This is a genomic window from Burkholderia gladioli (genome assembly GCF_000959725.1).
GTDB classification, from domain to species: Bacteria; Pseudomonadota; Gammaproteobacteria; order Burkholderiales; family Burkholderiaceae; genus Burkholderia; species Burkholderia gladioli.
This window is the reverse complement of record NZ_CP009322.1, coordinates 3,018,949-3,044,319: the sequence shown is the minus strand read 5'-3', so window position 1 is coordinate 3,044,319 and position 25,371 is coordinate 3,018,949. Positions and strand designations below refer to the sequence as shown.

Sequence of the window (25,371 nt, the reverse complement as noted above, 5' to 3'; positions counted from 1 at the left end):
CGACTATACTGCAGCCCATCGAATCCGGCGAATCCGGCGAACCCGGCGGGGCGCGGCCGAGGCGAGATGGCGAAGGCGTTCGCGAGACAGGGCGATCATGCTGCCGGAAGCCCCTCGTTCGCGCCGTTGCCGCATGCTCCGCCCGCTTGCCGATCCTTCCCATCCACCGAGACAGGAGCCGATCATGAGCACCAGGCACGACCAACACTACGCATCGCAATACCGGAAGTTCGAGGACGAACGCACGCGCCCGGTACGCGACCTGCTGTTCGCGGTGCCCGACATCGCGGTGCGCGAGGCGGTCGACATCGGCTGCGGCCCCGGCAACTCCACCGAGATGCTGGCCGCGCGTTTTCCGCAAGCGCGGGTGAGCGGCCTCGACAGCTCGGCCGACATGCTGGCCTCGGCGCGCCAGCGCCTGCCCCGGCTGAACTTCGAGCAGGTCGACATTTCCTCCTGGGACGCGCCGGGGCCATTCGACCTGATCCTCGCCAACGCGGTGCTGCAGTGGGTGCCCGATCACCCGGTGCTGTTCCCGAAGCTGCTCGGCAAGCTCGCCGAGGGCGGCGTGCTGGCGGTGCAGATGCCGGACAACCTCGACGAGCCCGCGCATCGCATCATGCGCGAGGTGGCCGCCGACGGCCCCTGGGCCGCGAAGCTGGGCGGCGCCGAACGCACCATGCGCTTCGGCGCGGATTGGTACTTCTCGCTGCTCCGGCCGCTGGCCGCGCGTGTCGACGTCTGGCGCACCGTCTATCACCACCAGCTCGAGGGCGGCGCCGACGCGGTGGTCGAGTGGTTCAAGGGCAGCGCGCTGCGGCCCTTCCTGGCGCGGCTCGACGAGCGGGAACAGGCTGCCTTCCTGGTCCGTTATCGCGAGGCGATCGCGGATGCCTATCGCATCTACGAGGACGGCACCGTGCTGCTGCCGTTCCCGCGCCTGTTCATCGTCGCGACGCGCTGAAACGACCAGGCCCCCGAGCGCGGCCGCCCGCGCTCGCGCTCACATCGGGATTTCCGAGGTCAGCTTGATCTTCTGCGTCGGGATCTCGGTCTTGACGCTCTGCACGCCGGGGATCCGCGTCAGGTGCTCGGCCTGGAAGCGCCGGTATTCCTCCAGGTCGGCCACTACCACGCGCAGCAGGAAATCGCAGTCGCCCGCCATCAGGTGGCACTCCACCACGTCGGGCAGCAGTCGCACCGCGTCGGCGAAACGGTCGACCGTGTCCGAATCCTGCGCCTTGAGCCAGACGCGCACGAACACGCTGAGCGCCTTGCCGACCTTCGAGGCATCCACCACCGCCACGTACTTCTCGATCACGCCGGCCTCCTCCAGCAGCCGCACGCGCCGCAGGCAGGGCGAGGGCGACAGCCCGACCTCGTCGGCCAGGCGGATGTTCTGCATGCGCCCGTCGCGCTGCAGCGCCTGCAGGATGCGCCGGTCGATGGCATCGAGCTTGAATTGGCCTTTCATTCCAGTATCTCCGTATTCATTGGCATCCAGTGCCAAATTATTGGGTTTATCTGGCAACTACGCAACCCGATTTCATGGCGTTTGGCGGAGAATGCTACCCCGCAAGGAGGTAGTGATGAGTCGTTTGCTTACGTCGGATGCTGTATTGAAGGGGCCGGTGGCCGCGTCGGAATTTGCCCGCGGGATGCGGGCCGCGGTGCCGGTGATGATGGGTTTCATTCCGTTCGCGCTGGTGCTCGGCGCGCAGGCGGCGCAGAAGGGCCTGAGCGTGCTCGAGGTGCCGCTGATGGCGGGCATGAATTTCGGTGGCGGTTCCGAGTTCGCGGCCGTGCGGCTGTGGACCTCGCCGCCGCATATCGCGCTGATCGTCGCGATGTCGTTCCTGGTCAACGCGCGCCATATCCTGATGGGCGCGGCGCTGGCGCCGCTGCTGCGCCACGTGCCGCTGCCGCGCTCGCTCGCTGCGCTGTTCCTGATGTGCGACGAAAGCTGGGCGATGGCGCTGGCCGATGCCGGCGCGCGTCGCTCGGATCGCGTCAGCATGCGCTATTACGCGGGCATCGCGCTGTGCCTGTGGGGCACCTGGGTGTCGTTCACGGCGCTGGGTGCCGGCCTCGGCCCGGTGCTCGGCGATGTCGAGCGCTACGGCTTCGACATGGCCTTCACGGCCGTCTTCCTGGTGCTGCTGCGCGGCATGTGGAAGGGCGTGCGCGCCTGCCATCCCTGGCTGGCCAGCCTGGTGGCGGCGGCGGTGGTCTACCGGCTGGCGCCGGGCGCGGCCTGGTACGTGCCGGCCGGCGCCTGCGCGGGCCTGGTGGCCGCCTCGATCGCGGCCTGGCGCATGGAGGCGCGCGATGCTTGACTGGCCCACCCTGCTCACCATCGTGCTGATGGCGGCCTCCACCTACCTGACGCGCATCCTCGGCTACGTGGCGCTGCGCGATCGCACGCCGGGGCCGCGCCTGCGCGCCGTGATGGAGAACGTGCCCGGCTGCGTGCTGATTTCGGTGATCGCGCCCGCCTTCGTGGCGCGCGACCCGGCCGACCTGCTGGCGCTGGCCATCACCTTGCTCGCCTCGATGCGCTTGTCCCTGCTGCCGACGGTGCTGATCGGCATCGCCAGCGCCGGTTTGCTGCGGCACCTGATGGGCTGACGGCGCTTGCGCGGCGCGTTCGGGCCGTACCGGCCGCGCGCCGCGGGTGACCGCCCCGGCATCCACGCGCCAGGTTCATGACAGCGATCGGGTGTACGCTCGCCCGGCTGACGCCCGGGCCGCGTATCCCGCGCGGCCCGTTTCGACCCAGGAGCGAGAACATGCCGTTTATTGCAGGATTGAATCGCCGCATCCGTCTGCTTGCCCTCGGCGCCGCCGCCATGGCGGCGCTGCTTCCCGCCGCCGGCCATGCCCAGCCCTCGGGCACGCCGCCCGTCGGCAGCCAGGTCGCCACGCCCGACAACGCGGTCCTGCTGACCATCTTCCTCAAGCACGACCAGTCGCGCCCGCTCAGCGAGCTGAACGCGCAACTGGCGAAGCAGGGTTTCTACAAGGCGTTTCCGCCGCCGGGCGTGGAGGTCGTGAGCTGGTACGTGGCGATGGGGATCGGGCAGGTGATCACGCTGCGCCTGCCGGCCTCGCGCGTGCGCGAGGTGAACCGCGTGCTCGAGGACACCGCCTGGGGCGCGTATCGCACCGAGTTCTACCCGACCTACGACTACAAGGCGATCGGGCTGGCCGAGCACGACAAGGGGAAGTGAGCATCTCGTACCCGGCGGCTTCGGGTGCGCCGGCTCAGGCGCCGCGCTTGCGCCGCGTGGCGCCCTTGCGTTCCGGCTTGACCTGCACCAGGTACTGGCAGATCAGCCGATCCCCGCGCAGGCAGCATTGCGTCACCGGGTTGCCGGTCGCCTCCGAGAAGAAGGCGGCCAGCGCCTTGCAGACGCAGGGCGCGCTGCGCGTCGCGCCGCCCAGCGGGCAACTGTAGTTGCGCACCATCACGCCGTCCTCGACCGGCACCGCCTCGGTGCTGGCGCCGAGCGAATCGGCCGCGCTCATCGCGCGCGCCAGGTCGGCCGCGAAATCGGCACCCGGCGCGAGGCCGCCCTCGCTGGTCTCTTCCCGATGATTACGGCGCGTTCCGCCGCGTATCCGGTGTCGTTCGCGCGGCGCCATAAGTAAGGCACCGCGCTCGGCTGCCGGGCGTCAGCCCGGCAGCTACAGCGTGACGAGCAAGGGCTCGATCGCGCGAATCTCGCTTTCGGCGGCCGGCTGCCCGGCGCTCAGATGCGCGATCAGGTCGAGCGTGGTGGAGGCGCGCGTCAGCATCAGGCAGCTCGCCTCGCGCACGCGCACGCGCGTGGCGTGCCAGGTGCCGGGCGCCATGCAGACGCCTTCGCCGACCGGGATCTCGAAGGCGCGCAGGGTGGCCGGATCGGGCGCGCCGCTCGCGTCGGAGCGCGCCACCACGTGCACCACGGGAGCGGTGAGCGGCACGATCGCCTGCTGCGTCACGCGATGCAGTTCCAGCGAGGCGATCCGCATCTCGCGATTGCGATAGCTCACCCACAGGATCTCGGGCTGGCCGCCGGCGCCGGCATCGAACAGATGCTCGTGCCAGAAATCGGAAGCCGGGCTCAGGAAGGCCGGCGCGTCGCCGTTCGCGCGCACCGGCTTGCCGAGTTTCCAGCCATAGGGTTCGAAGCGGGCGGCGTCGAGCGTTTCGACGTGGATCGGGCGCGGCTGGGCGGCGGAGCTGGGCATGAGAGGGTCCAGGATCGAAAGGAAGGGGTGAGTTCGCGCGAAGCCCGGGGTTGACGACGCGCCCTTCAAGCCTCCGGAATCGGCAGCCGCGACGAGAACTTCACCTCGCGCAGCGCCAGGCTCGACTGGATCGAGGCGATGCCGGCCTGGCGGCGCAGCACGCGCTCGACGAATTCGCCGTAGGCGTCCAGGTCGGCCGCCACCACCTGCAGCAGGTAGTCGGCATCGCCGGTGATCTTGTGGCAGGACAGCACCTCGGGCCGGCTGCGGATCACCGCCTCGAAATCGTCGGCGGTGTTGTCCGAGTGAATGTGGAAGCGCACGTGCACGAAGGCCAGCAGGTTCAGGCCGACCGCGCGGCGATCGATATTGGCCTGGTAGCCGGTGATCACGCCCTGGTCCTCCAGCAGCTTGCGGCGCCGCCAGCAAGGCGTGACGCTCAGCGCGAGTTGCTCGCCGAGCGCGGCGTTCGACAGCGCGCCATCGTCCTGCAGCAGACGCAGCATGGAACGATCGACGGCATCCATTTCGGTTTTTGGGCGATTTGTGCTCATGGTGGTCGCTAGGTAGGCGTTTTTTCCAGAAGTGTAGACTTCCGCGCAAGCGAAAGCAAAATCATTGCGGTGCCGGATGCGTAGACTGTTTCGCAGCCTTTTCACCCGGTTGCCTCCATGCTCACCATCTACAGCAGCGCCCACGGCCTGCACCGCGGCGTCGAACTGAAGGACGGCGCGATCACCGAATCCTTCGAGAAACCCATGCGCGCCGAGACGGTGCTGGCGCGCGTCAACGCCACCTCGCTCGGCGACGTGATCGCGCCGCGCGACTACGATCCGTCGAGCTACGTGGGCGCCCACAGCGCGCGCTACGTCGATTTCCTGTCCCGCGCCTGGCGCGACTGGCTCGCCACCGGCCGCGACTGCCAGGCCCTGCCGCTGGTGTGGCCGGTACGCGGCCTGCCCTCGGCGCGCATGCCGGCCTTCATCGACGGCCAGCTCGGCTTCTTCTCGATCGATGCCGGCTCGCCCATCAACGCCGGCACCTGGGAGGCTGTTCGCTCGAGCGCGAACAGCGCGCTGACCGGCGTCGACACGCTGCTCGACGGCGAAGGCGCGCGCTCGGCCTTCGCGCTGTGCCGCCCACCCGGCCATCATGCCGGCCACGAAACCATGGGCGGCTACTGCTACCTCAACAACGCGGCGATCGCCGCGCAACGCGCCATCACGCGCGGCGCGAAACGCGTGGCGATCCTCGATATCGATTTCCATCACGGCAACGGCACGCAGGACATCTTCTATGCCCGCGACGACGTGCTGTTCGCCTCGATCCATGGCGATCCTTCGGTGTCCTTCCCGTACTTCTCGGGCTACGCCGACGAGTGCGGCAGCGGCGCCGGCGAGGGCTTCAACCTGAACCTGCCGCTGCCCAGGGGTACCGCCATCGACGGTTTCGCGACGGCGCTGCAGCAGGCCGGCGAGCGAATCGCGCGGCACGCGCCCGAGCTGCTGGTGGTGTCGCTCGGCGTGGATACCTTCGAACACGACCCGATCAGCCATTTCCGCCTGCGCAGCGCCGACTATCCGCGCGTGGGCGGGATCATCGCGCGCCTCGGCATCCCGACCCTGTTCGTGATGGAAGGCGGCTACATGGTCGACGAAATCGGCATCAATGCCGTCAACGTGCTGCTGGGTTTCGAGGCGCGCGCCTGACGTGCCCCGGGCCCGGAACGCGGGCCCGCCCCATGAAGCGCGCGCCGCTCGCGCGGGCGCGCCCCGGCAGCCGCCAACCAGGAGGAGCAGGAACCATGACGCGATATCTCGACGTCGCCGCTGTTGCAGCACTGATCCAGGACGCGGGCATCGCGCGCGTGCTGGGCTCGATGGCCAGCTATATCGAGCAGGACTACCGCCGCTGGCACAGCTTCGAGAAGACCGCGCGGCTCGCCAGCCATTCGAGCGAGGGCGTGATCGAGCTGATGCCGACCGCCGACGCGCGCCACTACTCGTTCAAGTACGTGAACGGCCATCCGGGGAACACGCGCGCCGAGCTGCCGACCGTGATGGCCTTCGGCGTGCTGGCCGAGGTCGCCACCGGTTATCCGCTGCTGTTGAGCGAGATGACGCTGACCACGGCGGTGCGCACCGCCGCCACCTCGGCGCTGTTCGCGCGCTTCCTGGCACGGCCCGATTCGGTGTCGATGGCGCTGGTCGGCAACGGCGCGCAGGCCGAATTCCAGGCGATCGCCTTCCACGAGCTGCTCGGCATCGAGGAGCTGCGCGTGTTCGATGTCGACGCGGCCGCCACCGACAAGCTGGTCGCGAACCTCGCGCCGTTCCGGCGCCTGCGCATCGTGCGCTGCGGCTCGACCGCCGAGGCCGTGCGCGGCGCCGACATCGTCACCACCGTGACCGCCGACAAGACCAAGGCCACCATCCTGAGCGCCGACATGCTCGAGGCCGGCATGCACGTCAACGCGGTCGGCGGCGATTGCCCCGGCAAGACCGAGCTCGATCCCGAGCTGCTGCGCCGCGCGCGCGTGGTGGTCGAGTACGAGCCGCAGACGCGCGTCGAAGGCGACATCCAGCGGCTCGAGGCCGACTTTCCGGTGATCGAGTTCCATCGCATCGTGTCCGGCGAGCAGAAGGGGCGCGAGTCCGAGGCGCAGGTGACGGTGTTCGACTCGGTCGGCTTCGCGCTGGAGGATTTCTCGGCGCTGCGCTACCTGCACGCGGCCACGCGCGAGCGCGGCATCGGCACCGATCTCGAGCTGGTGCCGGCCCTGCGCAATCCGAAGGATCTGTATGGCCACGCGAGCGCATCGATACAGGCCGGCGACGTCGTGCGCGAGCACCATGCCGCGAACTGGACGGCGTCGGCGGCGCGCCCCGAGGCGATCACCCGACAATGACCAGCCCGATGGGAGACAACAAGATGCCATACCTGAGAACCACCCTGGCCGTCGCGGCCCTGTCGTGCGCGGCCGGCGCCGCCCAGGCCGACGACGTGGTGAGGATCGGCCACGTCGCGCCGCTCACGGGCGGCATGGCCCACCTCGGCAAGGACAGCGAGAACGGCGCGCGGCTCGCGATCGACGAGATCAATGCGAGCGGCCTCACCATCGCGGGCCGGCGCGTGACGCTGCAGCTCGATGCGCAGGACGACGCGGGCGACCCGCGCACCGCCACCCAGGTCGCGCAGAAGCTCGCCGACGACAAGGTGGTCGGCGTGGTCGGCCACCTGAACTCCGGCACTTCGATCCCTGCCTCGCGCATCTACAAGGAAGCCGGCGTGGTGCAGATCTCGCAGGCCGCCACCAATCCCAGCTACACGCAGCAGGGTTTCAGCACCACCTACCGGGTGGTGGCCACCGACGCGCAGCAGGGGCCGGCGATCGCCAGCTACGCGGCCAGGGCGATGGGCGTGAAGACGGTGGCGATCGTCGACGACGCGACCGCCTACGGCCAGGGCCTCGCCGATTCGTTCGCGAAGGCCGCGCGGGCGGCCGGCATCAAGGTGCTCTCGCGCGACGCGACCAACGACAAGGCCGTCGACTTCCGCGCGATCCTCACCCGCATCAAGGGCGAGAATCCCGATGCCGTGATGTACGGCGGGATGGACGCGACGGGCGGGCCGTTCACGCGCCAGGCTCGCCAGCTCGGCCTGCGCGGCAAGATCCTGAGCGGCGACGGCGTGTGCTCGACCGACGTGATCAAGCTGGCCGGGCCGGCGGCCGACAACATCGTCTGCTCGGTGGCCGGCATGGCGCTGGAGAAGATGCCGGGCGGCGCCGAGTTCGCGCGCAAGTACGAGGCGCGCTATCACCAGCCGATGCAGGTGTATGCACCGTTCTCGTACGATGCCGTGCAGATCATCGTCGCCGCCATGAAGCGCGCCAACTCGACCGATCCCGCCAAGGTGCTGGCGGCGATGCCGGCCACCGATCATCACGGCGTGATCGGCGAGACCAGCTTCACCGCGCAGGGCGATCTCAGGCACGGCGCGATCTCGATGTTCACCTATCGCGACGGCAGGAAGGTGCTGCTCGACGTGGTGAAGCTGTAGGTGGAATGCGCGCCGCGCGGGATCGATCCGGGCGGCGCGCATGCCGTGAATCGGTGCGATCCGACGTGCCGCTTCCGATTGATCGATCCCACAGATTGATCCATCGATAAAAAGCATTTCCTTCCCCGCCACGCCGCTGGCAAAGTGTGACGCTCGATGAACCAAACGTCGGGGGCGCACCGCCGCCGTCGCTGCACCGGCAAGGTGCAGCCGCCGCGAGCCCCGTGCGCCTGGCGCGCGTCCTCCCTTCGAGCCGGGCCGCCTGACACGTGGATCTCACCCGCCTCGTGTACAGTGCCGACCTCGCGCATCGCTGCGCCCCGGCGTGTCCGTCCCGCCCGCGCGTCCTTCTTCAACCCCGAGTTTCAGTCCTGGATTCCCTATGTCTGGCAGTTCCGACGTCGCCGGCGACGTCATTTCCGTTTCCGCCGAGCTTTCCCCGCGGCACACGCGTCGCGCCCTGTTCGCGCTGGGCGTGGGCGGTTTTGGTATCGGTACCGGCGAATTCGTGATCATGGGCCTGCTGCCCAACGCGGCCAGCGACCTGGGCGTGTCGATCCCGAGCGCCGGCTACCTGATCAGCATCTACGCGCTCGGCGTGGTGATCGGCGCGCCGGTGTTCGCCGTGCTCGGCGCGCGCTGGCCGCGCCGCTCGCTGCTGATCGCGCTGATGCTGTTCTTCGCGCTCGGCAATCTCGCCAGCGCGATCGTGCCGGGTTTCGCCGGCGTGGCCGCGGCCCGCTTCCTGAGCGGGCTGCCGCACGGCACCTATTTCGGCGTCGCGGCGCTGGTGGCGGCCGGGCTGGTGCCGCGCGAGAAGCGCGCGCAGGCGGTGGCCAGCGTGTTCCTCGGGCTGACCATCGCGACCCTGCTCGGCGTGCCGCTGGTGGCGGCGATCGGCGAATGGCTGGGCTGGCGCGCGGCCTTCGCGATCGTCGGCGCGATCGGCGCGCTGACCGCCGTGCTGGTGCGCTGCTGGGTGCCCTTCATGCCCGGCGACGCGGCCGCCAACCCGCTGCGCGAGCTGGGCGCGCTGCGGCGCAAGCAGGTGCTGCTCACGCTCGCCACCGGCGCGATCGGCTTCGGCGGGCTGTTCTCGGTGTTCAGCTACGTCAAGCCCACCATGACCGAGCTCGCCCGCCTGCCGGTGGCCGCGGTGCCGATCGTGCTGGCGCTGTTCGGGATCGGCACGGTGGCCGGCAACCTGCTCGGCGCGCGCTTCGCCGATCGCGCGCTCGATCGCACCGCGCGCTACGTGCTGGTCTGGACCGTGCTGGTCACCGGCGCGTTCTGGTTCACCGCGCACTACGCGGTGGCGGGTTCGATCAACGTGCTGCTGGTGGGCACCGTGATGGCGCTCGGCGCGATCCTGCAGACGCGCCTGATGGACGTGGCCGGCGACGCGCAGACACTGGCCGCCGCGCTCAACCATTCCGCCTTCAATATCGCCAACGCGCTGGGCGCCTGGCTCGGCGGCCTCGCCATCGACGCCGGCATGGGCTGGTCCTCGACGGGCTGGGTCGGCGCGCTGCTGGCGATCTGCGGGCTGGCCGTGCATCACTGGGCGGTGGTCGACATGCGCCGGCATCCCGAGCATCATCCGGCCCAGCCGATGTGAGACAAGGGGCGCGCCGGCCACGGCGCGCCCCCTGCGCGGGCTTCAGCGCGTGGGCGCCGGCCCCGCGCCGATGCGCGTGCGGAACAGCACGTAGGGCTTCCGCCGCTGGTCCTGGCCGCCATGGAAGCCGGGCTGCCGCGCCAACTGGTTGGCCGTGAAGTACAGGTAGCCGTCCGGGCCGACCGACAGCGTGTCGGGCCACAGCACGCGCGGATCGTGCACGATGGTGGTCCACTCGCCGCCGGGCGCGAGCTTGCGGATCGAATCGTGCTCGTAGTCGCCCGCGTAGATCACGCCGTTCGCATCGACGGCCAGCCCGTCCGAGGCGCCCTTTTCCCCGAGATCGACCACCGCCGCCGCGACCTGCGCCTCGCTCGCGGCGGGATCGCGCAGCAGCGCGGTGGGCACCGCGTACAGGCGCCGGCTCGACAGCGCGCAGTAGTAGAGCGTCTTGCCGTCGGGCGACAGGGCGATGCCGTCCGAGGCGATCGCCAGCGGCGTGCTGCTGCCGTCGGCCTGGCGCAGCTTCATGGTCTCGCCGTCGAACACCGGCGAGAATGTCGGATCGGCCGAGGTCGAAGGGTCGCCCGTGAGACGGCGCAGCGCGCTGCCGCTGGCGAGATCGACCACGATGATGCCGCCCGTGCCGCTCAACGAGGAATCCGTCACATAGGCCACCCCGGCACGGCCGACGCGGAAGTCGAAGCGCACGTCGTTCACGTAGGTGCGCGCGCGCATCACCTCGGCCGGGAACACGATGGTCTTCACGATGCGATTGGTCTTCAGGTCGATCGCGACCAGCTTCGCGCCGCCGGCCAGCGGGTTCGCGAAATTCGGCGCGGCCGTGTCGAGCACCCACAGCCGGCCCTGGCCGTCGGCCACCACGCTCTGCACGCTGAGGAAGCTGTCGGCGGGGCGATGCGGATCGGCGCGATTGATCTCGGCGTCGGGGTAGGGCACCACCTTGCCGTCCTTCAGCTCGCCGACCGTGAATGGCACCTCGTCGCCCCAGCGCGGGTAGTTGACGAAGATGCGGCCGGTCTCGGTGACGGTCACGCCGGTCGGCATCGCGTCGTGGAAGGTGGCGACCGTCTCGAGCGCGCCGTAGCTGCGCTCGACGGCCAGCGAGGCGGCTGCCGGCGCCGCGGGAGTCGCCGCAAGCGCCGCGGCCGGCAGCGCGCCGAACGCGGTCGCGCAGGCGAATGCGAGGGCGCCCAGGCCGTGGCGCAGGCGGGGGAAGGTCGAAGGCATGGCTGGCACGAGGGTTCTCCTGGTCGAAATCGAGGGATGCTTGAAGCAGCGAAGCAAGACGGAACGCATTGTCCGTCGTGCCGCTTTCCTCAAAAATGGGGAAAATCGGGCAGCACTTTCACTGTGGTAATGAAAATGATCCGGATCGACGACCTTGGCCTGTTCGTGCGCACCGCGGCGCTGGGCAGCTTCTCGAACGCGGCGCGCGAGGCCGGGCTGCTGCCGGGGCAGGTCAGCGCGGCGATCCAGCGGCTCGAGCGCGAACTCGACATCCGCCTGTTCGCGCGCTCGACGCGCAGCCTGAAGCTGACCGCCGAGGGCGAGCAGTACCTGCCCTATGCGCAGGAGGTGCTCGCCACGCTCAGCGAGGGCCGCGACCGCCTGCACGGCGAGCGCCAGGTGCTGCGCGGCAGCCTGCGCATCTCGGCGCCGTCCGACCTCGGGCGCAACCTGCTGCCGCGCTGGCTCGGCGAGTTTCGCGAGGCGCATCCGGGGCTGGTGCTGAAGCTGTCGCTGTCGGACGAGCTGGCCGACGTGTTCCGCGATCCCGTCGACGTGGCGCTGCGCTACGGCGTGGCCGAGCACGGCAGCTTCGTCGCGCTGCCGCTGGCCGAGCACAACCGGCGCGTGCTGGTGGCCTCGCCCGACTATCTCGCGCGGCATGGCCGGCCCGCCTCGCTCGACGAGCTGGGCGCGCATCGCTGCCTGCTGTTCGTGCGCGGCGGGCGCGTCTACGACCGCTGGGTGTTTCCGGAGGGCGAGGGGCGGCGGCTGGTGGCGGTGGGCGGCGGCCTGCATTGCGACGACGCCGACCTGGCGCGCCGCTGGGCCGTCGACGGCTTCGGCGTGGCCTACAAGTCCTGGCTCGACGTGCATCACGACGTGCGGGCCGGCCGCCTGGAGGTGCTGGTGCCGAACCAGCCCGGCGAACCCGCGCCGCTCAACCTGGTCTGCCCGCATCGCCGGCAGTTCTCGCCCGCGGTGCGCTACCTGCACGCGATGCTGCGCGAGCGCATCGCGCCGATGGCCGAGGCGCAGCGCGCCCACGTCGGCTACCAGGAGCCGGCGCGGCGCGCGCCCTGAGCGCCGCCGCGCGCCTTATTGCAGGTCGGCCAGGAAGGGCGACTTGAGCGTCCTGGGCGGGAAGATCGGCGTGCCCGTCTGCGAGGTGAAGCTGTAGCGCAGGTAGACGGCCCCCAGCCACTCGCGATACTGGTAGGCGTTGCCGTAGGAGGCCATCGCGCCCACCGCGAGCTGCGGGGCGAGCTGGTACTCGCCGCTGGCGAACAGCGAATAGGCCACGCCGGTCTTGCTCTGGCCCGGGTAGATCGCGTTCTGGTCGAGCACCAGGGAGGTGGTCGAATTGGCCACCGCCGCGTTCATGTTGGCCGCCGCGCTGCCCTGCAGGCCCGCGTCGAGCGGGAAGTAGGGCACCGAGTTCTGGCGATAGTGCTGCATGCCGATCGAGCCCTTCACGTCGTAGGAAAAGGGCCCGTTGCGGCCCGCGTATTCGAGCGGGATGTTCAGGATCACGTACTGCTGCGGGCTGAAGTAGCCGCCCTGGCCGTAGGTGAAGTACGACTGGTTGCGCGCGAAGCTCATCCAGGTGCCGTTGATGCCGGCCGTCAGCGTCTGCTGCGCGTCCTTGTAGAGCCGCGTGTAGAAGCCGCCGCCCACCTTGCCCTCGATGTTGCTGCGCACGTGGTGGCCGTTGTAGTACATCAGCTCGCCGTTCACGTAGAGGCCGTTGGTGCCGTCGTCCCAGGCCAGCGCCGAGCGCGCGCCGCTCTTCACCACCCCGCCCCAGTCCAGGCCTGTGCTCAGGTCGTGCGCGCCGGCATAGGAGGCCAGGCTGTCGGTCACCGCCTGGCGCGTGACCGCCAGCGAATACGAGACCTTGTCGCTGGCCTGGCCGGTGTAGCGCAAGTCGCCGATCACGTTCTGGTAGCGGAAGCCGACCGGCGTGGTGCCCACGCTGGCCTTCAGCGAAGGCGTCTCGTAGCCGATCGACAGGCCCACGCCGGTATCGGTCTGCGAGCCGAAGCTGGTGCCGCTGCGCGCGAGGTTGTTGGCCAGGCCCGCGCCGAAGCGCGCGTGGGTCTGCACGTCGTTGGTGGCCGAGCCGGCGTCGAGCGTGACGGGCGTCGCCGTCACCACCACGTGGCCGTTGCCGGCCTTGATGCGGCCTTCGATCGGCGCCTCGATGTCGGTCAGGCTCGACAGGCCTTCCTCGCCGGCGCGATTGCGGAACACCAGGCCGCTCGACACGGTGCTGGCCTCGTCGCGGTTGATCGCTGCCAGTTCGTCGGCCACGCCGAGCGTCTGCGGGTTGGCTGCCGCCGGCGGCACGCCGCCCGCGCCGTTCGCGGCCACGGCCGCCGCCGCGTAGGGCTGCGCGTAGCCGGCGGGCGGCGGCGGGATGTAGGCGGGTGCCGCGTAGGCGCCTGCCTGCTGCTGCGGATAGGGCGGCTGCGGCGTATAGGGCTGCGGCTGGTAGGCCGGTGGCGGATAGGCGCCCGGTGCATAGGGCTGCGGCGCATAGGCTTGCTGCTGCGGATACGGAGCCTGGCCGTAATAGGGCTGCTGCTGTGCGTAGACCGGTTGCGCGGCGGCGCGCGTGGTGTTCTTGCGCGCGGTGCCGCGTCGTGCCGGCTGCGGACGGGCCGACGCGTCATAACCGGGCGCATAACCGGACGAAGCCGCCTGCGCGGCCGGCGACATGGGCCAGGGCGTGGTGCCGTAGGGCTGCTGCGTGTAGGCCGGGGCCGGCGGCGCGTAGCCTTGCTGCGGCTGCTGGGCATAGCCTTGCGGCGCGTAGCCCTGCTGCGGATAAGCCTGGGGCGCGTAGCCGGCTTGCTGCGGATACGGCTGCTGCTGCGCATAGCCCTGCGGGGCATATCCCTGCTGCGGATACGGCTGCGGCGCATAGCCTTGCTGCGGATAGCCTTGCGGCTGCGCATAGGCTTGCTGCGAATAGCCCTGCGGCTGTGCATAAGCCGGTTGCGGCGCATACGGTTGCGATGCATAGCCCTGCTGCGCATACCCTCCCTGTGCATAAGCCGGCGCCGCTGCCGCGTTCGGTGCCTCGGGCGCGTACTGCGCATAGGGCTGGAGCGGCCGCGCCGGACCGCCCGATTCGCCGCCGCCATAACCGTCGGGACCATAACCGCTGCCCGTATCGACGCTCGCGCGCGGGCGCGACGCCGGGGCGGGCGCGACGTAGGGCGCGGGTTGCGCCGGGGGCAGGTAGGCAGGCACGGTCGGAACGGATGACGAAGGAGTGAACGAGGAGGGGCGCGCCGGGCCGGCCGGCGCGAAGAAATTCACGGCGCTGCCGCTGGGCGCATCGGGGTCGCGCGCCACGTCGACGGCGGTCTTGCCCTCGAACGGATTGGTGCCGGGCAGCGGATTCGCGCCGATCGGCCGGCTCAGCGCCTCCCAGCCGCGCGGCACGGGCAGCCCGCCCGGCAGCGTGACGGTCGCCGCGCGCGTGCCGACCGGCGTCGAGCTCGCCACCAGCGAGCGCTTCAGGTATTGCGCGGCCAGCGGCAGCTTGCCTTCGGCGCGGTACATGCGGCCCACCGCGGCCAGCGTGACGGGATCGTCGGGCGCGGCGGCGAGAGCCGCCTGCGCGAGCTGCTCGGCCTCGCTCCAGGCGCGCGCGCCCGAGGCCGCGTAGAGCGCGGCCAGCCGCAGGCCGGCATCGCCAGGGTTGCGCCGGAGCGCGATGCGATAGCAGGTCAGCGCATTGGCCGGGTCGCCCGCCGAGGTATAGAGCCGCGCCAGCGCGCCCTGCAGGTCGGGGTCCTCGGGCATCGCCGCGAGCCAGGGCGCCATCACCGCGTAGGCGCCGGCCAGGTCGCCGCTCTGGCGTACCAGGTCGGCGCGGCGCACCACGATGGCGAGGTTGATGCGATCGAACTCGGCGTGCTGCGCGGCGCTCATCGGCGTGGCCTGCAGGCGGCGCATCTCGTCGCCGAGCAGGCCGTCCTGGTGATTGGCCAGCAGCAAGTTGGCGTATTGCAGGCGCAGGCCGAGGTCGGCCGGCGCGGCCGCCATCGCGCCCTGCACCAGTTGCATGGCGTGCGCCGGATCGCCGGCCGCCAGGTAGCCGCCGGCCAGCTGGCCCATCATCGCCGGGTCCGCCTGCGCCACCGGCTCGGCCGCGCGCAGCATCGCCAGCGCCTGGGCGTTCTGGCCGCGCCGGGCCATCTGCCCGGCCAGTTCGGATTGCTGGGCCAGCCACAGGCGGCGCTGCAGCTCGCCCATCGCGGCGGTGCGCTGGGCGGGCGCGACGCGGTCCAGCATGCGCAGGCCGTCGCCGTAGTCGTGGGTCTGCTCGGCCAGCAGCGCGCCCGCGTAGAGCGCGTCGGGCATGTCGGGATGCGCGGCGAGCAGGCCGTCCATCATGCTGCGCGCCGAGGCCACCGCGCCCTGGCGCACGTAGATGCGCGCCAGGTCCAGACGCAGCCAGGGATCGTCGGGACTGCCGACCAGGGCATCCTCGAACAGGCTGCGCGCGCGGCCCAGGTCGCCCTGCGCCTCGGCGGCGCGCGCCTGGGCGGCCTCGGCGGTGCCGCGCAGCCGGTCCAGGCCGCCGGCCTTGGCCTGCTGCTCGGCGGTGAGCTGATTGGCGAACTGCAGCGCCTCGTCGCCGCGCCCCTGGGCGGCCAGCGCGCCCACCAGGCCGCGGATCGCGTCGGGGTTGTCGGCCTGGCGGCGCAGCGCCATCCGGTAGGCCTGCTCGGCGCCGCGCGGGTCGTGGTTGGCCAGCAGCAGCTCGCCGAGCATCAGCTGGGCGGCCGGCTCGGACGGATCGGTCGCGATCGCGTGCTCGAACAGCGACTTGGCCTTCGCCACGTCGCCGCGATTCTGCGCGACCAGCGCGTCGCTCGTGTCGCTCCAGTAGCCGGCGCTCTTCAGCGCCTCGCGCCAGCGCGACGGGTCGCCGCCGCGCGAGGCGCGCTCGAGATCGTTGCGGGCCTCGCGGAAATGTTCCTGCTTCAGCTCGACGATGCCCAGGCCGCCCAGCGCGTCGGTGTCGTTCGGCGCGCCGGCGAGCACGGCGTCGAAGCGCGCGCGCGCGGTGGCGAGGTCGTTGCGGTCGAGCGCCGCGAAGCCGTCGCCGATGGCGCGCCCGCGCGCGCTGTCGGCCACCTGCTGCGCGCTGCGCGCGTCGCTGGCCTTTTCCTGCAGCACCATCGCGTCGTAGCGCGCCTTCACCGCCGGGTCGTTCGGCGCGAGCTTGAAGTAGGCGTCGAACATCGGCTGGTCGGAAGGCCGCGCGGCCAGCCACAGCAGCGCCTGCCGCCAGCTCTCGCGGGCCTGCCGGCCGAACTTCGCGTCGCCGGTGAGCTGCTGCAGGCGCGCGATGCCGTCGCGGCGCGTGACATCGCGATAGGTCAGGTGCTGCGCATAGGCCAGCGCGTAGCGCGGGTCGTCGGGGTTGTCGCGCGCCAGTGCCTCGAGGCCCTTGCGCGCCTCGTCCCAGCCGTTGGGCGTGGCGGCGAGCGCCTGGTAATACTCGAGGCGCAGCTCGGGCGTGGCGGGCGCGCCTTCCATCGCCTTCTGGTACTGCTCCACCGCCGAGGCGCTGTGGCCCGACTGGGCCAGGCGCCGCGCGTCGTTGACGGTCTGGTCGCGCGGCGAGGACTGGCCCAGCCGCCGGCCCAGCTCGTCGATGCCGGGATAGTTCGGCGCGACCTGGCGCAGCCGGTCCAGATAGGCCGCGGACTGGCCGCCGTCCTTGCGGTCGGCCATCACGAAACCCATGCCGAGCAGCGCGTCGGGCTGCTTCGCGTCGATCCCGAGCACCTTCTTCCAGGCCTGCTCGGCCAGGTCGCTGCGGCCATGCGCCTGCCAGTACTTGCCCTGGTCGATCAGCGCCTGCAGCGCGTCGGAGCCGGCGGCCAGGGCATGCGGCGCGTGGCCGAGCGCGAGCGCGCCGGCCAGCGCCAGGGCGGCGGCGAGCGAGGCCCGGCGCCGGGCGGGGAAGAACTTCATCGACATGCCTCACTCCATGCGGGCAGCAACCGGCCGCCCGCGTCGAAGCGGTAGCGACCCTCCACGGCACCCCCGCCGAACAGGCCGAGCACGCGGTCGTAATAGACGGGTTCGCGGCCCGGCGCGTCGGCATCGAGCGCGGCCAGGCGGGCACGCGCCAGCGCCAGGCCGCGCGCGTCGCCGAGCGCGGCGAAGTACGGCGCGAGCGCGCCCCAGTAGCTGAGCGGGCCCTCGCCGCTGCCCACGCCGGTGGCCACCGCCACCTTCTCGGGCGGCACGCCGCTTTGCGCGACCTGCGCGGCCATCCCGCGCAGCGCGTCGAGCCAGGGACGGGCCAGCGGATCGGCGGGATTCGCGAGGCCGGCCCACAGGTAGGTGCGGATCGCGTCGTAGCTGCCGAGGTCGCCCGTGCGCGGATCGACCACCACCTGCCCGGCGCGCCAGGCCGCCCAGTCGGGCGCGAAGCCGCGCGGCGAGGCGCCGGCCACCAGCCGCAGGCCGTTCCTGGCGATGGCGTTCCACGGGCCGCCCAGTTCGCCGCCCAGCGCACGCAGCACCGGCAGCGGCAGGTAGCTCGGGTTCAGGCGCGTCACGTCGCCCTCGACGAAACCCTGCGGGCCCGGCAGCAGCATCGGGCCGAGCCCGGCCAGCTCGACCACCTCGCGGCGGGCAATCTGCGCGGCCAGCGCCGCGCCCAGCGCGCTGTAGTCGGGCACGTGCCAGAGCCGCCCGGCTTCCAGCAGGTCGTAGGCGATCCACAGGTCGGCATCGGCGGCCGAATTCGGATCGAGCACGCCCCAGCTGCCGTCGGCTCTGCGGCCCCACAGCCAGGCGGGCAGGCGCGCGTCCTTGGCGTCGAAATGGCCGCCGGCCAGGTTGGCGCGGGTCCATGCCAGGATGCGCCCGAAGCTGTCGCGATCGTTGGCCGCCAGCGCGAAGAACAGGCCGTAGGACTGGCCTTCCGAGGTCGACTGCTGGGCCGGCGTGCTGGCGTCGAACACGCGGCCGTCGGGCTGCACGATGTGCGCGAGGAAGGCGCGATAGGCGGGCCATTCGCCGCAACGCGGCGCGGCGACGATCGGCGCGGCGTTCGCCGCGGCGCGTGCCGTGGCGCGTGCCGTGGCGGCGTGGGCAGGCATGACGTTCGCCAGGCCGGCGCAGGCCGAGGCCAGCATCGCGGCCGCCAGCGAGGCCTTGGCGACGAGGGCGCGCAGGCCCCCGTGAGGAACGGAACGGTTCATCGCATCAATCCTGCAGGCGGCGCGCCGCGATACGGCGCAGTGCGCGGTACAACAGGGCGGCCATCGCGATCGCCGCGAGCACGCCGCCCAGCACCAGCAGCAGCGGATGCGAGGACAGCGCCCAGCGCAGGTACTCGAAGGGCGGCAGCGTGCCGAGGTAGTAGCTGTCGCCGTTGGTGGTGACCGTCACCGAGCGGCCGTGCACCACGTCCATCGCGCCCTGCACCTGCGGCAGCACGTCGGCGTCGAGCAGGGCCGAGGTGAGCTCGGCTTCCGATTCGCCCGGCGAGCTGATCAGCGCGACCACGCTGCGGCCGGCGTGCAGCGGCGATTCGAAGCCGGTGATCAGCGCGCTGTCGCCGTTGCTGACCAGCGAGAGATCGGCGCGCGCCGGGGTGCGCTCGATGCCGTGCGGGCCGTGCCACCAGTTGGCGATACGCGGGCCGAGGTCGGACAGCGTGAAGCGGCTGGTCTCGCCGTCGCTGGAGAACGGCATCGACTTGGCCCAGCGCTGCAGCAGCGGCTGGCGCCCCGGGCCGCCGATCATCAGCAGGTCCTTGTCGGCGAGGCTGTCGACCTGGCCGGGGCCGGCCACCGTCACGCCGGTCACCGGGTAGCCGGTCGATTCGCCCATCCGGCCCATCGCCAGCAGGAACAGGCTGTAGTCGCCAGGGGTGGCTTCGTCGGGCAGGATCGCGGCGGTCTGCGAGAGATCGGCCAGGCGCGTGAACGGGAAGCCGCTGTTGGCGAACGCGGCCAGATCGGGCAGCGCCATGTAGTGCGGGAACGGCGAGAGGTCCAGGGTCGAGTCGGGATCGATCGTGCCTTCCACGTTCGGCAGCAGCGCGCCGGCGCAGTCGCCGGTGTTCGGGATGTCGTAGTAGTACTGCAGGTTCAGCTGCGAGTGCGGGGTCAGCAGCAGCGGCGGGATCTGCACGATGTGGCGCGCGCTGCCGGTATCGCCCGACTCGGCGCCCAGGCGTCCCAGGAAGCGCGCGATGCTGAAGCGCGAGGGGTCGACCGCCGGGATCTGCAGCGAGCGCACGAAGCGGTTGTTGACGCTGATGTTCAGCGAGGAGCGATCCGGGCGCGGGCGCACCGAGTAGCGGTAGCGCAGGTCGAGCGAGGCGCCGTTGGTGTTCCACATGAACAGGTCGGGCGGCACGCGCATGGTCAGCGAGATCGCGCCGGCGTCGTAGCCCTTCACCGACAGCGCGCGCGAGTCGGCCAGCTCGCCGAGCCGCACCGGGCGCGCGGTCGGCAGCCAGTTCGGCGCGTCGTAGGGCTGGCGCGGCTTGAGCGTGACCAGCTGGGTGATGGTGGTGCTGGTGCCCGACAGCACGTTCTGGCCCAGCGCCAGCGCGGCGGCGGCGGTCTTCAGCTCGTCGCCGTTGCGGCCCAGCACCAGCAGCAGCGAGCCGCGCGCGTTGTCGTCGCGCGCCATCACCGCGATGGTCGGGCCGCTGATGGCGGGCAGCGCGAGGCCGGCCGGATGCGAATCGGCCAGCGCGAACAGCACCGCGTTGCCGGCCAGCGGCAGGCTGCCGACCTGGGCCGGGAACAGCGCGCCGCGATAGCCCGCCAGCGAGCCGAACCACGAGGCCAGCGTGCCGGCCGCCTCCAGCGTGGCCGGGTCGGGCTTGTCGGCGAACACGAAGGGCAGCTCGAGGCGGCGCACGTCGCGGCGGTCGAAGAAGGGCGCGGGCAGCGCGCCCAGCTCCGGCTTGACCGGCAGCGAGGCGTAGCTGAGGTCCAGCGAGCTGGCGTTGCTGACGGTGGCCCACAGCGTGGAGTTGGCCGGATCCTCGCAGCGCCGCGTGTAATGGCCCACCAGCTGGACGTTGAGGTGGTTGAACTCGGTGATGAAGCGCGGATCGAGCGGCACGTCGCGCGCCACCGTGGTGCCGGCCTGCGCCTGCGGCACCGGCAGGGTGGCGGCCACCTCGCCGTTGATCAGCACCTTGAGCTGCGACATGTCGGGCAGCAGGGCCGGCGAGTAGCTGTAGATCAGGTGCAGGGTGGCGGCGGTCACCACCTCGTCGTTGCGTACCGAGAAGGGCACGCCGTTCTGGCCGTCGGTGCCGCGCAACTGCAGCGGGTCGAGCGCGCCGAGATCGGCGAAGCTGAGCGTCTGGCGGCGCCCGCCCGGCACCAGGGTGCCGGGGTTGGCGGTGGTCGGCGGGCGCATGCCGAGCAGCTTCTGCTGCTCCGGCGGCAACGGCGGCGCGACCAGCGCGAAGGCCGGCTGGCTGCCGGCGCGCGGATCGAACTGGCGTGCCGCGCTCGGCGCGCCGACCGAGCCGGCCGAGAGCGCACCGTCGCTCGCGGCGTGGCCGCCGCCGGGCACCGTGCTCGACGTGGCAGCCGCGCCGGCCGATGCGGCCTGGGCGCTCGCGAACGGCGCCAGCGTCAACTGGAAGGCGAGCCCGGCGGCCAGGGCGCGGGCCAGGCGCGGCAGCCGCGCGTGATTCCCGGCGCGGCCGCGGGCGGCAGGCGCGCGCGGCTCGTCGGCGGCGATATGGGGCGCCGCTTCGTTCTGCTCCGTGGCGCAGGCCGCGTTGCCGGCCCGCTTCCGCGCGTGCTCGTCGGCGCGATGGCCGGCCGTGTGCGCGGCCGGGTCCCGGCCGAAATGCGGCGCGCGCGCGCCGTCATGCGAGGCCGCAACGCGCGCGCTGCCGCCCTCGCCCGCTCGAGGGCGTGTCATGGCGATTCCTTTCTTCATCTGCCGTCGCAGTCCGTGATCCGGTTCAGCGGCCCGAGCGCCGTTTCCAGGTGCGCAAGTCCGCATAGAGGTGTTCGAAGAGATTCCAGATGCCGCGTGCGCCGGCCGACAGCACGCTGCCGAGCGCACGCAGCGGCGCGTCGGGCTTCCTGCCCTCGGCCCAGCCGGTCCACGCGTCGGCGCGCGCGAAGGTGGTCTTCACGAAATTGAATTCCTGGTCCTTGGTCATCTCGACGAAGCGCAGGCCGGCACGGCCCGGCGCCGAGAAGCTGACGATCGCGCGGAACGCGTATTCCTCGTCGCCGCGGAACAGCGAGACCGTCACGCGCTCGTGCAGCGGCACCGAGATGTTCTGCGGCAGGGCCACGCCCACGCCGCCCTCGGAGTAGTCGATGGTCTCGCAGGCGAGCGTGCGGCCGGTGCCGAAGCGCAGCATCACCGGCATCTTCATCGCCACCCGGTGCACCGCGCGCACCTGCTTCTGCTCGGCCGCGGCGGCCACGCTGGCGCCCAGGATCAGCATGTTGTAGGTGGTCCAGCCGAGGTTGAGGATGGTGGTGTACACCTCGCTGCGCACGCTCCAGTGCGTGTGGATGTGCCAGAGGCCGATCAGGAAGCCGAGCAGGTTCAGGATCAGCAACAGCAGGTAGGGCCGCGAGATGGCCCAGTCGAAATACTTCTGCTCGATCATGCCGCCCTTGGCCGTCACGTTGAACTTGCCGAGCTTCGGATTGATTAGGGCCAGCAGGGTGGGCGGCGTGATGTAGGAGGCCAGCACCGATTCGTAGACCTCGGCCCAGAACGAATGGCGGAACTGGCTCTGCATGCGAGAGTTGGTGGCGTTGGCGTGCAGCATGTGGGGCATCGCGAACAGCGCGATGGTCACCGCCGAGGCCTGGATCACGTGGGCCCCGAAGAACAGGAACGAGAGCGGCGCGGTCAGGAACACCAGGCGCGGGATGCCGTAGAAGAAGTGCATCATCCCGTTCAGGTAGCAGATCCGCTGCGCGAGCGACAGGCCGCGGCCCATCAGCGGATTGTCGATGCGGAAGATCTGCGTCATGCCGCGCGCCCAGCGGATGCGCTGGCCGATGTGGCCGGACAGGCTCTCGGTGGCCAGGCCCGCGGCCATCGGGATCGCCAGGTAGGCGGTGGTGTAGCCGAGCCGGTGCAGCTTGAGCGCCGTGTGGGCGTCCTCGGTGACGGTCTCCACCGCGATGCCGCCGATCTCCTCCACCATCGAGCGGCGCAGCACCGCGCAGGAGCCGCAGAAGAAGGTGGCGTTCCACAGGTCGTTGCCGTCCTGCACCAGCCCGTAGAACAGCTCGCCCTCGTTGGGCACCTTGCGGAAGGTGCCGAGATTGCGCTCGAACGGGTCGGCCGAGAAGAAGTGGTGGGGCGTCTGCAGCATCGACAGCTTCTTGTCGTGCAGGAACCAGCCCAGGCAGATCTGCAGGAACGAGCGGGTCGGGATGTGATCGCAGTCGAACACCGCGAAGAACTCGCCGTGGGTGATCTTCAGCGCCTCGTTGATGTTGCCGGCCTTGGCGTGGCGGTTGTGGGCGCGGATCGTCCAGTTCACGCCCACTTCCTCGCAGAAGGCCTTGAACTCGGGGCGGCGGCCGTCGTCGAGCACGTGGATGGTCAGCTTCTCGGGCGGGTAGTCGAGCGCGAGCGCGGCGTAGATGGTGGGCTTCACCACCGACAGCGGCTCGTTGTAGGTGGGGATGAACACGTCGACGGTGGGCCAGTCGGCGCGCGAGGCCGGCAGCGGGCGCGGCTTGCGCTTGAGCGGCCAGGCGGTCTGGAAATAGCCGAGCAGCAGGATCAGCGCCGCGTACACCTCGGCGGCCACCAGCAGCAGGCCCCAGGCCGCGTCGAGCGGATGCGACCAGTAGGTGGTCTCGGTCAGGCGCCAGACCATGTAGCGGCCGGTGGCGATCACCGACAGCATCATCATCACCAGCGTGGCGTAATGGCCTTCGATGCGGCGGAACAGCAGCGCGGCCGCGAAGCAGCAGGCCGCGAAGATCAGTTGCTGGCCGTTGGACAGCGGTACCGTGAAGACGAAGAACAGCGCGCCGGCCGAGAACAGCGAGAGCAGCACGATCACCGGCAGGCTGCCGAACAGGCGCGCGTCGGCGAAGCGTTCGAGGCGCGAGCCGCCGCGCCGGGGCGGCTTGCCGGGCTTGCCCGGCTTGGCTGGCGGGCCGGCGTTCGCGGCCGGCGCGCCCTGGGTGCCGGCGCCGGCGGCGGACACGGCGGCGCGCGGCGCGGCCTGCGCCGTGGCGTGACGGGTGGATTTCATGCGGCGTTTCCTTCCTCGGCGGGCTCGTCGCTGCCGAGCGCATCCAGCAGCCAGGCCGCGCAGGCGCGCAGGTCGGCCGAGACCTGGCTGACCGGGTCGTAGCGCACGATGGTGGTGTTGCAGGCCAGCGATTCGCTGACGCCCTCGTCGTCGTGGATCACGCCGGGAAACATGTGCTTGCCGAGCATGTCGCGCAGCACCCGCAGCACGTCCTTGTTGAGCTGGCGCGACTGGTCGATCTGGTTGACCACGTAGCCCTCGCCGATGAACTCGGGCCGCGAGGCCGCGTAGGCGTCGATCATGCGCTGCATCTGCGGGATCGCCGCGTAGGAGGCGGCGTCGGCGAACACCACGTTGACCGCGAAATGCGCGGCCGTCAGCGCGGCGCGCGTGAAGGCCGAGGAGCCGGGCGGGGTGTCGATGATGACGATGTCGTCCTCGCCCAGGCGCAGGTCGGCGATGCCGCGCGCGAGCCAGCCCGGATCGTCGTCGAGGCGCCGCTCGAACAGGTGCTGCTCCTGCTCCACCAGCGCGCCGAACGCGAGCACCGTCACGCCGTCGTCGCCGTCGACCATCGCGCCCTGCCAGAGCGAGCCGGCCAGCCCCGCGCGCGACAGGCCGTCGACGCTGTCGAGCGGCACGCCGAAGTACAGGCGCAGCGAGTTCTGCGGATCGAGGTCGATCGCCACCACGTGGCGGCCCTGCGAGGCGATCACCGAGGCGAGGTTGGCGGCGAGCGTGGTCTTGCCGACCCCGCCCTTCGCCGACACGACACTGACGACCTTCATGAACGCGGCGCTCCACGCAGGAACCACGGGCGGCGCGGCGCCTCGGCGGCGGATTTCGGCGCGGCCGGGGCCGGCGCGCTGCCGCCGTGGCGCAGGCGCGTGAACAACGAGTCGAGCCGTTCGCCGTCGGCCTCGGCGGCGCCGGCACGTTGCGGCTGGCCCGGCCGGGCCAGCGCGCCGCCGGCCAGCTTCTTCAGGGCCGGGGCCGGCTGGAGCGGCACCGGCGCGCGGCCGAGCGGGTCGCGCGAGGGCAGCCGCGTGGCGGCGCCGATCGGCGCGGTGAAGATGCCGCGCGCCATCGCGCGGCGCGGCGGTTCGGCCGTGCGCGGCTGGGCGAGGCGCGGCGCGATCTGGGCCGCCGCGCGCGACAGCGGCATCGGCGCCGCCGCAGGTTGCGCGGCGGGCGGCGTCGGGATCGTGGCAGGGGCGGCGGTTGCGGTCACGGTTGCGGCGGGCGCCGGCGACGGGGCCGGGGCAAAGCCCGCGGGCGCGGCCGCGGCCGGCGCGACGACCGCCGGTGCCACCGCCGAGGGCGGCACCGAGGCGGCATCGCGCGGCGCCAGCGAGGCCTGCAGCGGCGCGAGCAGCGTGGCGGCGGGCGAGGCGGGCTCGCTAGCGGCGGTGTCGGCGCCGGCTGCTGCGGCAGCAAGCGCGACAGCCGGCGCGGCGAGTTCGGCCGGCTCGGCGGCCATCGCGGCCGCGTCGGGCGCCGGCGTGAAGCGGTAGGTCGAACCCTCGGGCGCGGCGGGCGCCGGCTGCGGCGCGATCGCGGGCGGCACGTCGCGGCGCGGCGAGCGCGTGAACAGCGGCGCGGTGCTGCGCAACACCGCGTGGGTGCGATTCTGCGTGGCGGCCTTGCCGCGCGCGCCCGCCTCGGCCGGCGATGCCGCCGCGCGCGCCTCGTCGGGCTGGCCGGAGGCGGCCGCCAGCTCGGCCTGGCGCGGATCGATCATGCCGAGCAGCGGCCAGCGGCGCCGCGCATCGAGGGCTTCGTTCTCCATCCGGATTTCCTGGTAACTGCTTGCATCTCCGCCGAACCGGTCGAAGAGGGCTTTGACATCGCGCGAGGTGTTCATGTGTTTCGTGAATCCAGTGAGCCGGCCGCGAGCGGCCCGGCTGTTGGCGGGCTACGCGCTGCGGCGGGG

The 25,371-nt window shown here is 71.6% G+C and carries 20 protein-coding genes; 9 read left to right on the top strand and 11 right to left on the bottom strand.

Annotated features, from left to right (window positions below; translation table 11 throughout):
* Positions 1-184 precede the first annotated feature (184 nt).
* Positions 185-964 carry a trans-aconitate 2-methyltransferase gene (gene tam / locus BM43_RS13245; RefSeq protein ID WP_036055273.1) on the top strand — a complete coding sequence of 260 codons (780 nt, stop codon included), beginning with the start codon at positions 185-187 and terminating at the stop codon, positions 962-964.
* A 39-nt stretch (positions 965-1,003) separates the two neighbouring features.
* Here the strand turns inward: tam and BM43_RS13240 are convergent, their stop codons facing one another.
* Positions 1,004-1,474, bottom strand: a complete 471-nt coding sequence (locus BM43_RS13240) for an Lrp/AsnC family transcriptional regulator (RefSeq protein ID WP_036055274.1) — start codon at positions 1,472-1,474, stop codon at positions 1,004-1,006.
* 115 nt (positions 1,475-1,589) lie between these two features.
* On the opposite strand from BM43_RS13240, the gene BM43_RS13235 reads away from it, so the two are divergent.
* From BM43_RS13235 to BM43_RS13225, 3 genes are all read left to right on the top strand, one after another.
* Positions 1,590-2,336, top strand: coding sequence for an AzlC family ABC transporter permease (locus BM43_RS13235; RefSeq protein WP_036055275.1), 747 nt, complete (start codon positions 1,590-1,592; stop codon positions 2,334-2,336).
* On the top strand, positions 2,329-2,628 hold the full coding sequence (locus BM43_RS13230) for an AzlD family protein (RefSeq protein WP_036055276.1): 300 nt from the start codon (positions 2,329-2,331) through the stop codon (positions 2,626-2,628). The genes BM43_RS13235 and BM43_RS13230 overlap by 8 nt, the downstream gene beginning before the upstream one ends.
* 221 nt (positions 2,629-2,849) lie before the next feature.
* Positions 2,850-3,230 (top strand): hypothetical protein, encoded by a 381-nt coding sequence (locus BM43_RS13225; protein ID WP_238541404.1) that lies wholly within the window; start codon positions 2,850-2,852, stop codon positions 3,228-3,230.
* 34 nt (positions 3,231-3,264) lie between these two features.
* Here BM43_RS13225 and BM43_RS41340 read toward each other — a convergent pair whose 3' ends face one another.
* The 3 genes from BM43_RS41340 to BM43_RS13210 form a co-directional block, all read right to left on the bottom strand.
* Positions 3,265-3,645: a helix-turn-helix domain-containing protein gene (locus tag BM43_RS41340; protein WP_052409136.1), complete on the bottom strand. Its 381-nt coding sequence runs from the start codon at positions 3,643-3,645 to the stop codon at positions 3,265-3,267.
* Between the two features lie 42 nt (positions 3,646-3,687).
* Positions 3,688-4,233, bottom strand: coding sequence for an ureidoglycolate lyase (locus BM43_RS13215; protein WP_036055277.1), 546 nt, complete (start codon positions 4,231-4,233; stop codon positions 3,688-3,690).
* A gap of 65 nt (positions 4,234-4,298) precedes the next feature.
* Entirely contained in the window at positions 4,299-4,787 is a 489-nt protein-coding gene (locus BM43_RS13210) for an Lrp/AsnC family transcriptional regulator (RefSeq protein WP_017918479.1), read from the bottom strand.
* Between the two features lie 117 nt (positions 4,788-4,904).
* Between BM43_RS13210 and BM43_RS13205 the strand changes: the two genes are divergently transcribed.
* The 4 genes from BM43_RS13205 to BM43_RS13190 all read left to right on the top strand — a co-directional run bounded on the left by BM43_RS13205 (position 4,905) and on the right by BM43_RS13190 (position 9,913).
* Positions 4,905-5,942 (top strand): histone deacetylase family protein, encoded by a 1,038-nt coding sequence (locus BM43_RS13205; protein WP_036055278.1) that lies wholly within the window; start codon positions 4,905-4,907, stop codon positions 5,940-5,942.
* A gap of 95 nt (positions 5,943-6,037) precedes the next feature.
* Positions 6,038-7,141: an ornithine cyclodeaminase gene (locus BM43_RS13200; protein ID WP_036055279.1), complete on the top strand. Its 1,104-nt coding sequence runs from the start codon at positions 6,038-6,040 to the stop codon at positions 7,139-7,141.
* Positions 7,142-7,164: 23 nt separating this feature from the next.
* The gene (locus BM43_RS13195) at positions 7,165-8,295 is read left to right on the top strand and encodes a branched-chain amino acid ABC transporter substrate-binding protein (RefSeq protein ID WP_036057083.1); all 1,131 of its coding nucleotides are present in this window, start codon (positions 7,165-7,167) and stop codon (positions 8,293-8,295) included.
* A gap of 382 nt (positions 8,296-8,677) precedes the next feature.
* Positions 8,678-9,913, top strand: coding sequence for an MFS transporter (locus BM43_RS13190; protein WP_036055280.1), 1,236 nt, complete (start codon positions 8,678-8,680; stop codon positions 9,911-9,913).
* A gap of 42 nt (positions 9,914-9,955) precedes the next feature.
* Here BM43_RS13190 and BM43_RS13185 read toward each other — a convergent pair whose 3' ends face one another.
* Complete coding sequence (locus BM43_RS13185) at positions 9,956-11,164, bottom strand: L-dopachrome tautomerase-related protein (protein ID WP_042284637.1); 1,209 nt, start codon at positions 11,162-11,164, stop codon at positions 9,956-9,958.
* Between the two features lie 135 nt (positions 11,165-11,299).
* Between BM43_RS13185 and BM43_RS13180 the strand changes: the two genes are divergently transcribed.
* Entirely contained in the window at positions 11,300-12,247 is a 948-nt protein-coding gene (locus BM43_RS13180) for a LysR family transcriptional regulator (protein WP_036055282.1), read from the top strand.
* A gap of 15 nt (positions 12,248-12,262) precedes the next feature.
* Here BM43_RS13180 and BM43_RS13175 read toward each other — a convergent pair whose 3' ends face one another.
* The 6 genes from BM43_RS13175 to bcsP form a co-directional block, all read right to left on the bottom strand.
* Positions 12,263-17,173 (bottom strand): cellulose biosynthesis protein BcsC, encoded by a 4,911-nt coding sequence (locus BM43_RS13175; RefSeq protein ID WP_042284633.1) that lies wholly within the window; start codon positions 17,171-17,173, stop codon positions 12,263-12,265.
* Positions 17,164-18,306: a cellulose synthase complex periplasmic endoglucanase BcsZ gene (gene bcsZ / locus BM43_RS13170; protein ID WP_370448949.1), complete on the bottom strand. Its 1,143-nt coding sequence runs from the start codon at positions 18,304-18,306 to the stop codon at positions 17,164-17,166. The genes BM43_RS13175 and bcsZ overlap by 10 nt, the downstream gene beginning before the upstream one ends.
* Before the next feature lie 106 nt (positions 18,307-18,412).
* Positions 18,413-21,112 carry a cellulose biosynthesis cyclic di-GMP-binding regulatory protein BcsB gene (bcsB, locus tag BM43_RS13165; RefSeq protein ID WP_036055284.1) on the bottom strand — a complete coding sequence of 900 codons (2,700 nt, stop codon included), beginning with the start codon at positions 21,110-21,112 and terminating at the stop codon, positions 18,413-18,415.
* A 43-nt stretch (positions 21,113-21,155) separates the two neighbouring features.
* Positions 21,156-23,438, bottom strand: coding sequence for a UDP-forming cellulose synthase catalytic subunit (gene bcsA, locus BM43_RS13160; RefSeq protein WP_036055285.1), 2,283 nt, complete (start codon positions 23,436-23,438; stop codon positions 21,156-21,158).
* The gene (gene bcsQ, locus BM43_RS13155; protein WP_036055286.1) at positions 23,435-24,226 is read right to left on the bottom strand and encodes a cellulose biosynthesis protein BcsQ; all 792 of its coding nucleotides are present in this window, start codon (positions 24,224-24,226) and stop codon (positions 23,435-23,437) included. Before bcsQ ends, bcsA begins: the two co-directional genes overlap by 4 nt.
* Positions 24,223-25,302 (bottom strand): cellulose biosynthesis protein BcsP, encoded by a 1,080-nt coding sequence (bcsP, locus tag BM43_RS37515; protein ID WP_052710569.1) that lies wholly within the window; start codon positions 25,300-25,302, stop codon positions 24,223-24,225. The genes bcsQ and bcsP overlap by 4 nt, the downstream gene beginning before the upstream one ends.
* Positions 25,303-25,371 lie beyond the last annotated feature (69 nt).

Bases quoted from the DNA above. Each gene is read 5' to 3' on its own strand.
- tam (WP_036055273.1), top strand. From the start codon at position 185: ATGAGCACCAGGCACGACCAACACTACGCATCGCAATACCGGAAGTTC.
- BM43_RS13240 (WP_036055274.1), bottom strand. From the start codon at position 1,474: ATGAAAGGCCAATTCAAGCTCGATGCCATCGACCGGCGCATCCTGCAG.
- BM43_RS13235 (WP_036055275.1), top strand. From the start codon at position 1,590: ATGAGTCGTTTGCTTACGTCGGATGCTGTATTGAAGGGGCCGGTGGCC.
- BM43_RS13230 (WP_036055276.1), top strand. From the start codon at position 2,329: ATGCTTGACTGGCCCACCCTGCTCACCATCGTGCTGATGGCGGCCTCC.
- BM43_RS13225 (WP_238541404.1), top strand. From the start codon at position 2,850: ATGGCGGCGCTGCTTCCCGCCGCCGGCCATGCCCAGCCCTCGGGCACG.
- BM43_RS41340 (WP_052409136.1), bottom strand. From the start codon at position 3,645: ATGGCGCCGCGCGAACGACACCGGATACGCGGCGGAACGCGCCGTAAT.
- BM43_RS13215 (WP_036055277.1), bottom strand. From the start codon at position 4,233: ATGCCCAGCTCCGCCGCCCAGCCGCGCCCGATCCACGTCGAAACGCTC.
- BM43_RS13210 (WP_017918479.1), bottom strand. From the start codon at position 4,787: ATGAGCACAAATCGCCCAAAAACCGAAATGGATGCCGTCGATCGTTCC.
- BM43_RS13205 (WP_036055278.1), top strand. From the start codon at position 4,905: ATGCTCACCATCTACAGCAGCGCCCACGGCCTGCACCGCGGCGTCGAA.
- BM43_RS13200 (WP_036055279.1), top strand. From the start codon at position 6,038: ATGACGCGATATCTCGACGTCGCCGCTGTTGCAGCACTGATCCAGGAC.
- BM43_RS13195 (WP_036057083.1), top strand. From the start codon at position 7,165: ATGCCATACCTGAGAACCACCCTGGCCGTCGCGGCCCTGTCGTGCGCG.
- BM43_RS13190 (WP_036055280.1), top strand. From the start codon at position 8,678: ATGTCTGGCAGTTCCGACGTCGCCGGCGACGTCATTTCCGTTTCCGCC.
- BM43_RS13185 (WP_042284637.1), bottom strand. From the start codon at position 11,164: ATGCCTTCGACCTTCCCCCGCCTGCGCCACGGCCTGGGCGCCCTCGCA.
- BM43_RS13180 (WP_036055282.1), top strand. From the start codon at position 11,300: ATGATCCGGATCGACGACCTTGGCCTGTTCGTGCGCACCGCGGCGCTG.
- BM43_RS13175 (WP_042284633.1), bottom strand. From the start codon at position 17,173: ATGTCGATGAAGTTCTTCCCCGCCCGGCGCCGGGCCTCGCTCGCCGCC.
- bcsZ (WP_370448949.1), bottom strand. From the start codon at position 18,306: ATGCCTGCCCACGCCGCCACGGCACGCGCCACGGCACGCGCCGCGGCG.
- bcsB (WP_036055284.1), bottom strand. From the start codon at position 21,112: ATGACACGCCCTCGAGCGGGCGAGGGCGGCAGCGCGCGCGTTGCGGCC.
- bcsA (WP_036055285.1), bottom strand. From the start codon at position 23,438: ATGAAATCCACCCGTCACGCCACGGCGCAGGCCGCGCCGCGCGCCGCC.
- bcsQ (WP_036055286.1), bottom strand. From the start codon at position 24,226: ATGAAGGTCGTCAGTGTCGTGTCGGCGAAGGGCGGGGTCGGCAAGACC.
- bcsP (WP_052710569.1), bottom strand. From the start codon at position 25,302: ATGAACACCTCGCGCGATGTCAAAGCCCTCTTCGACCGGTTCGGCGGA.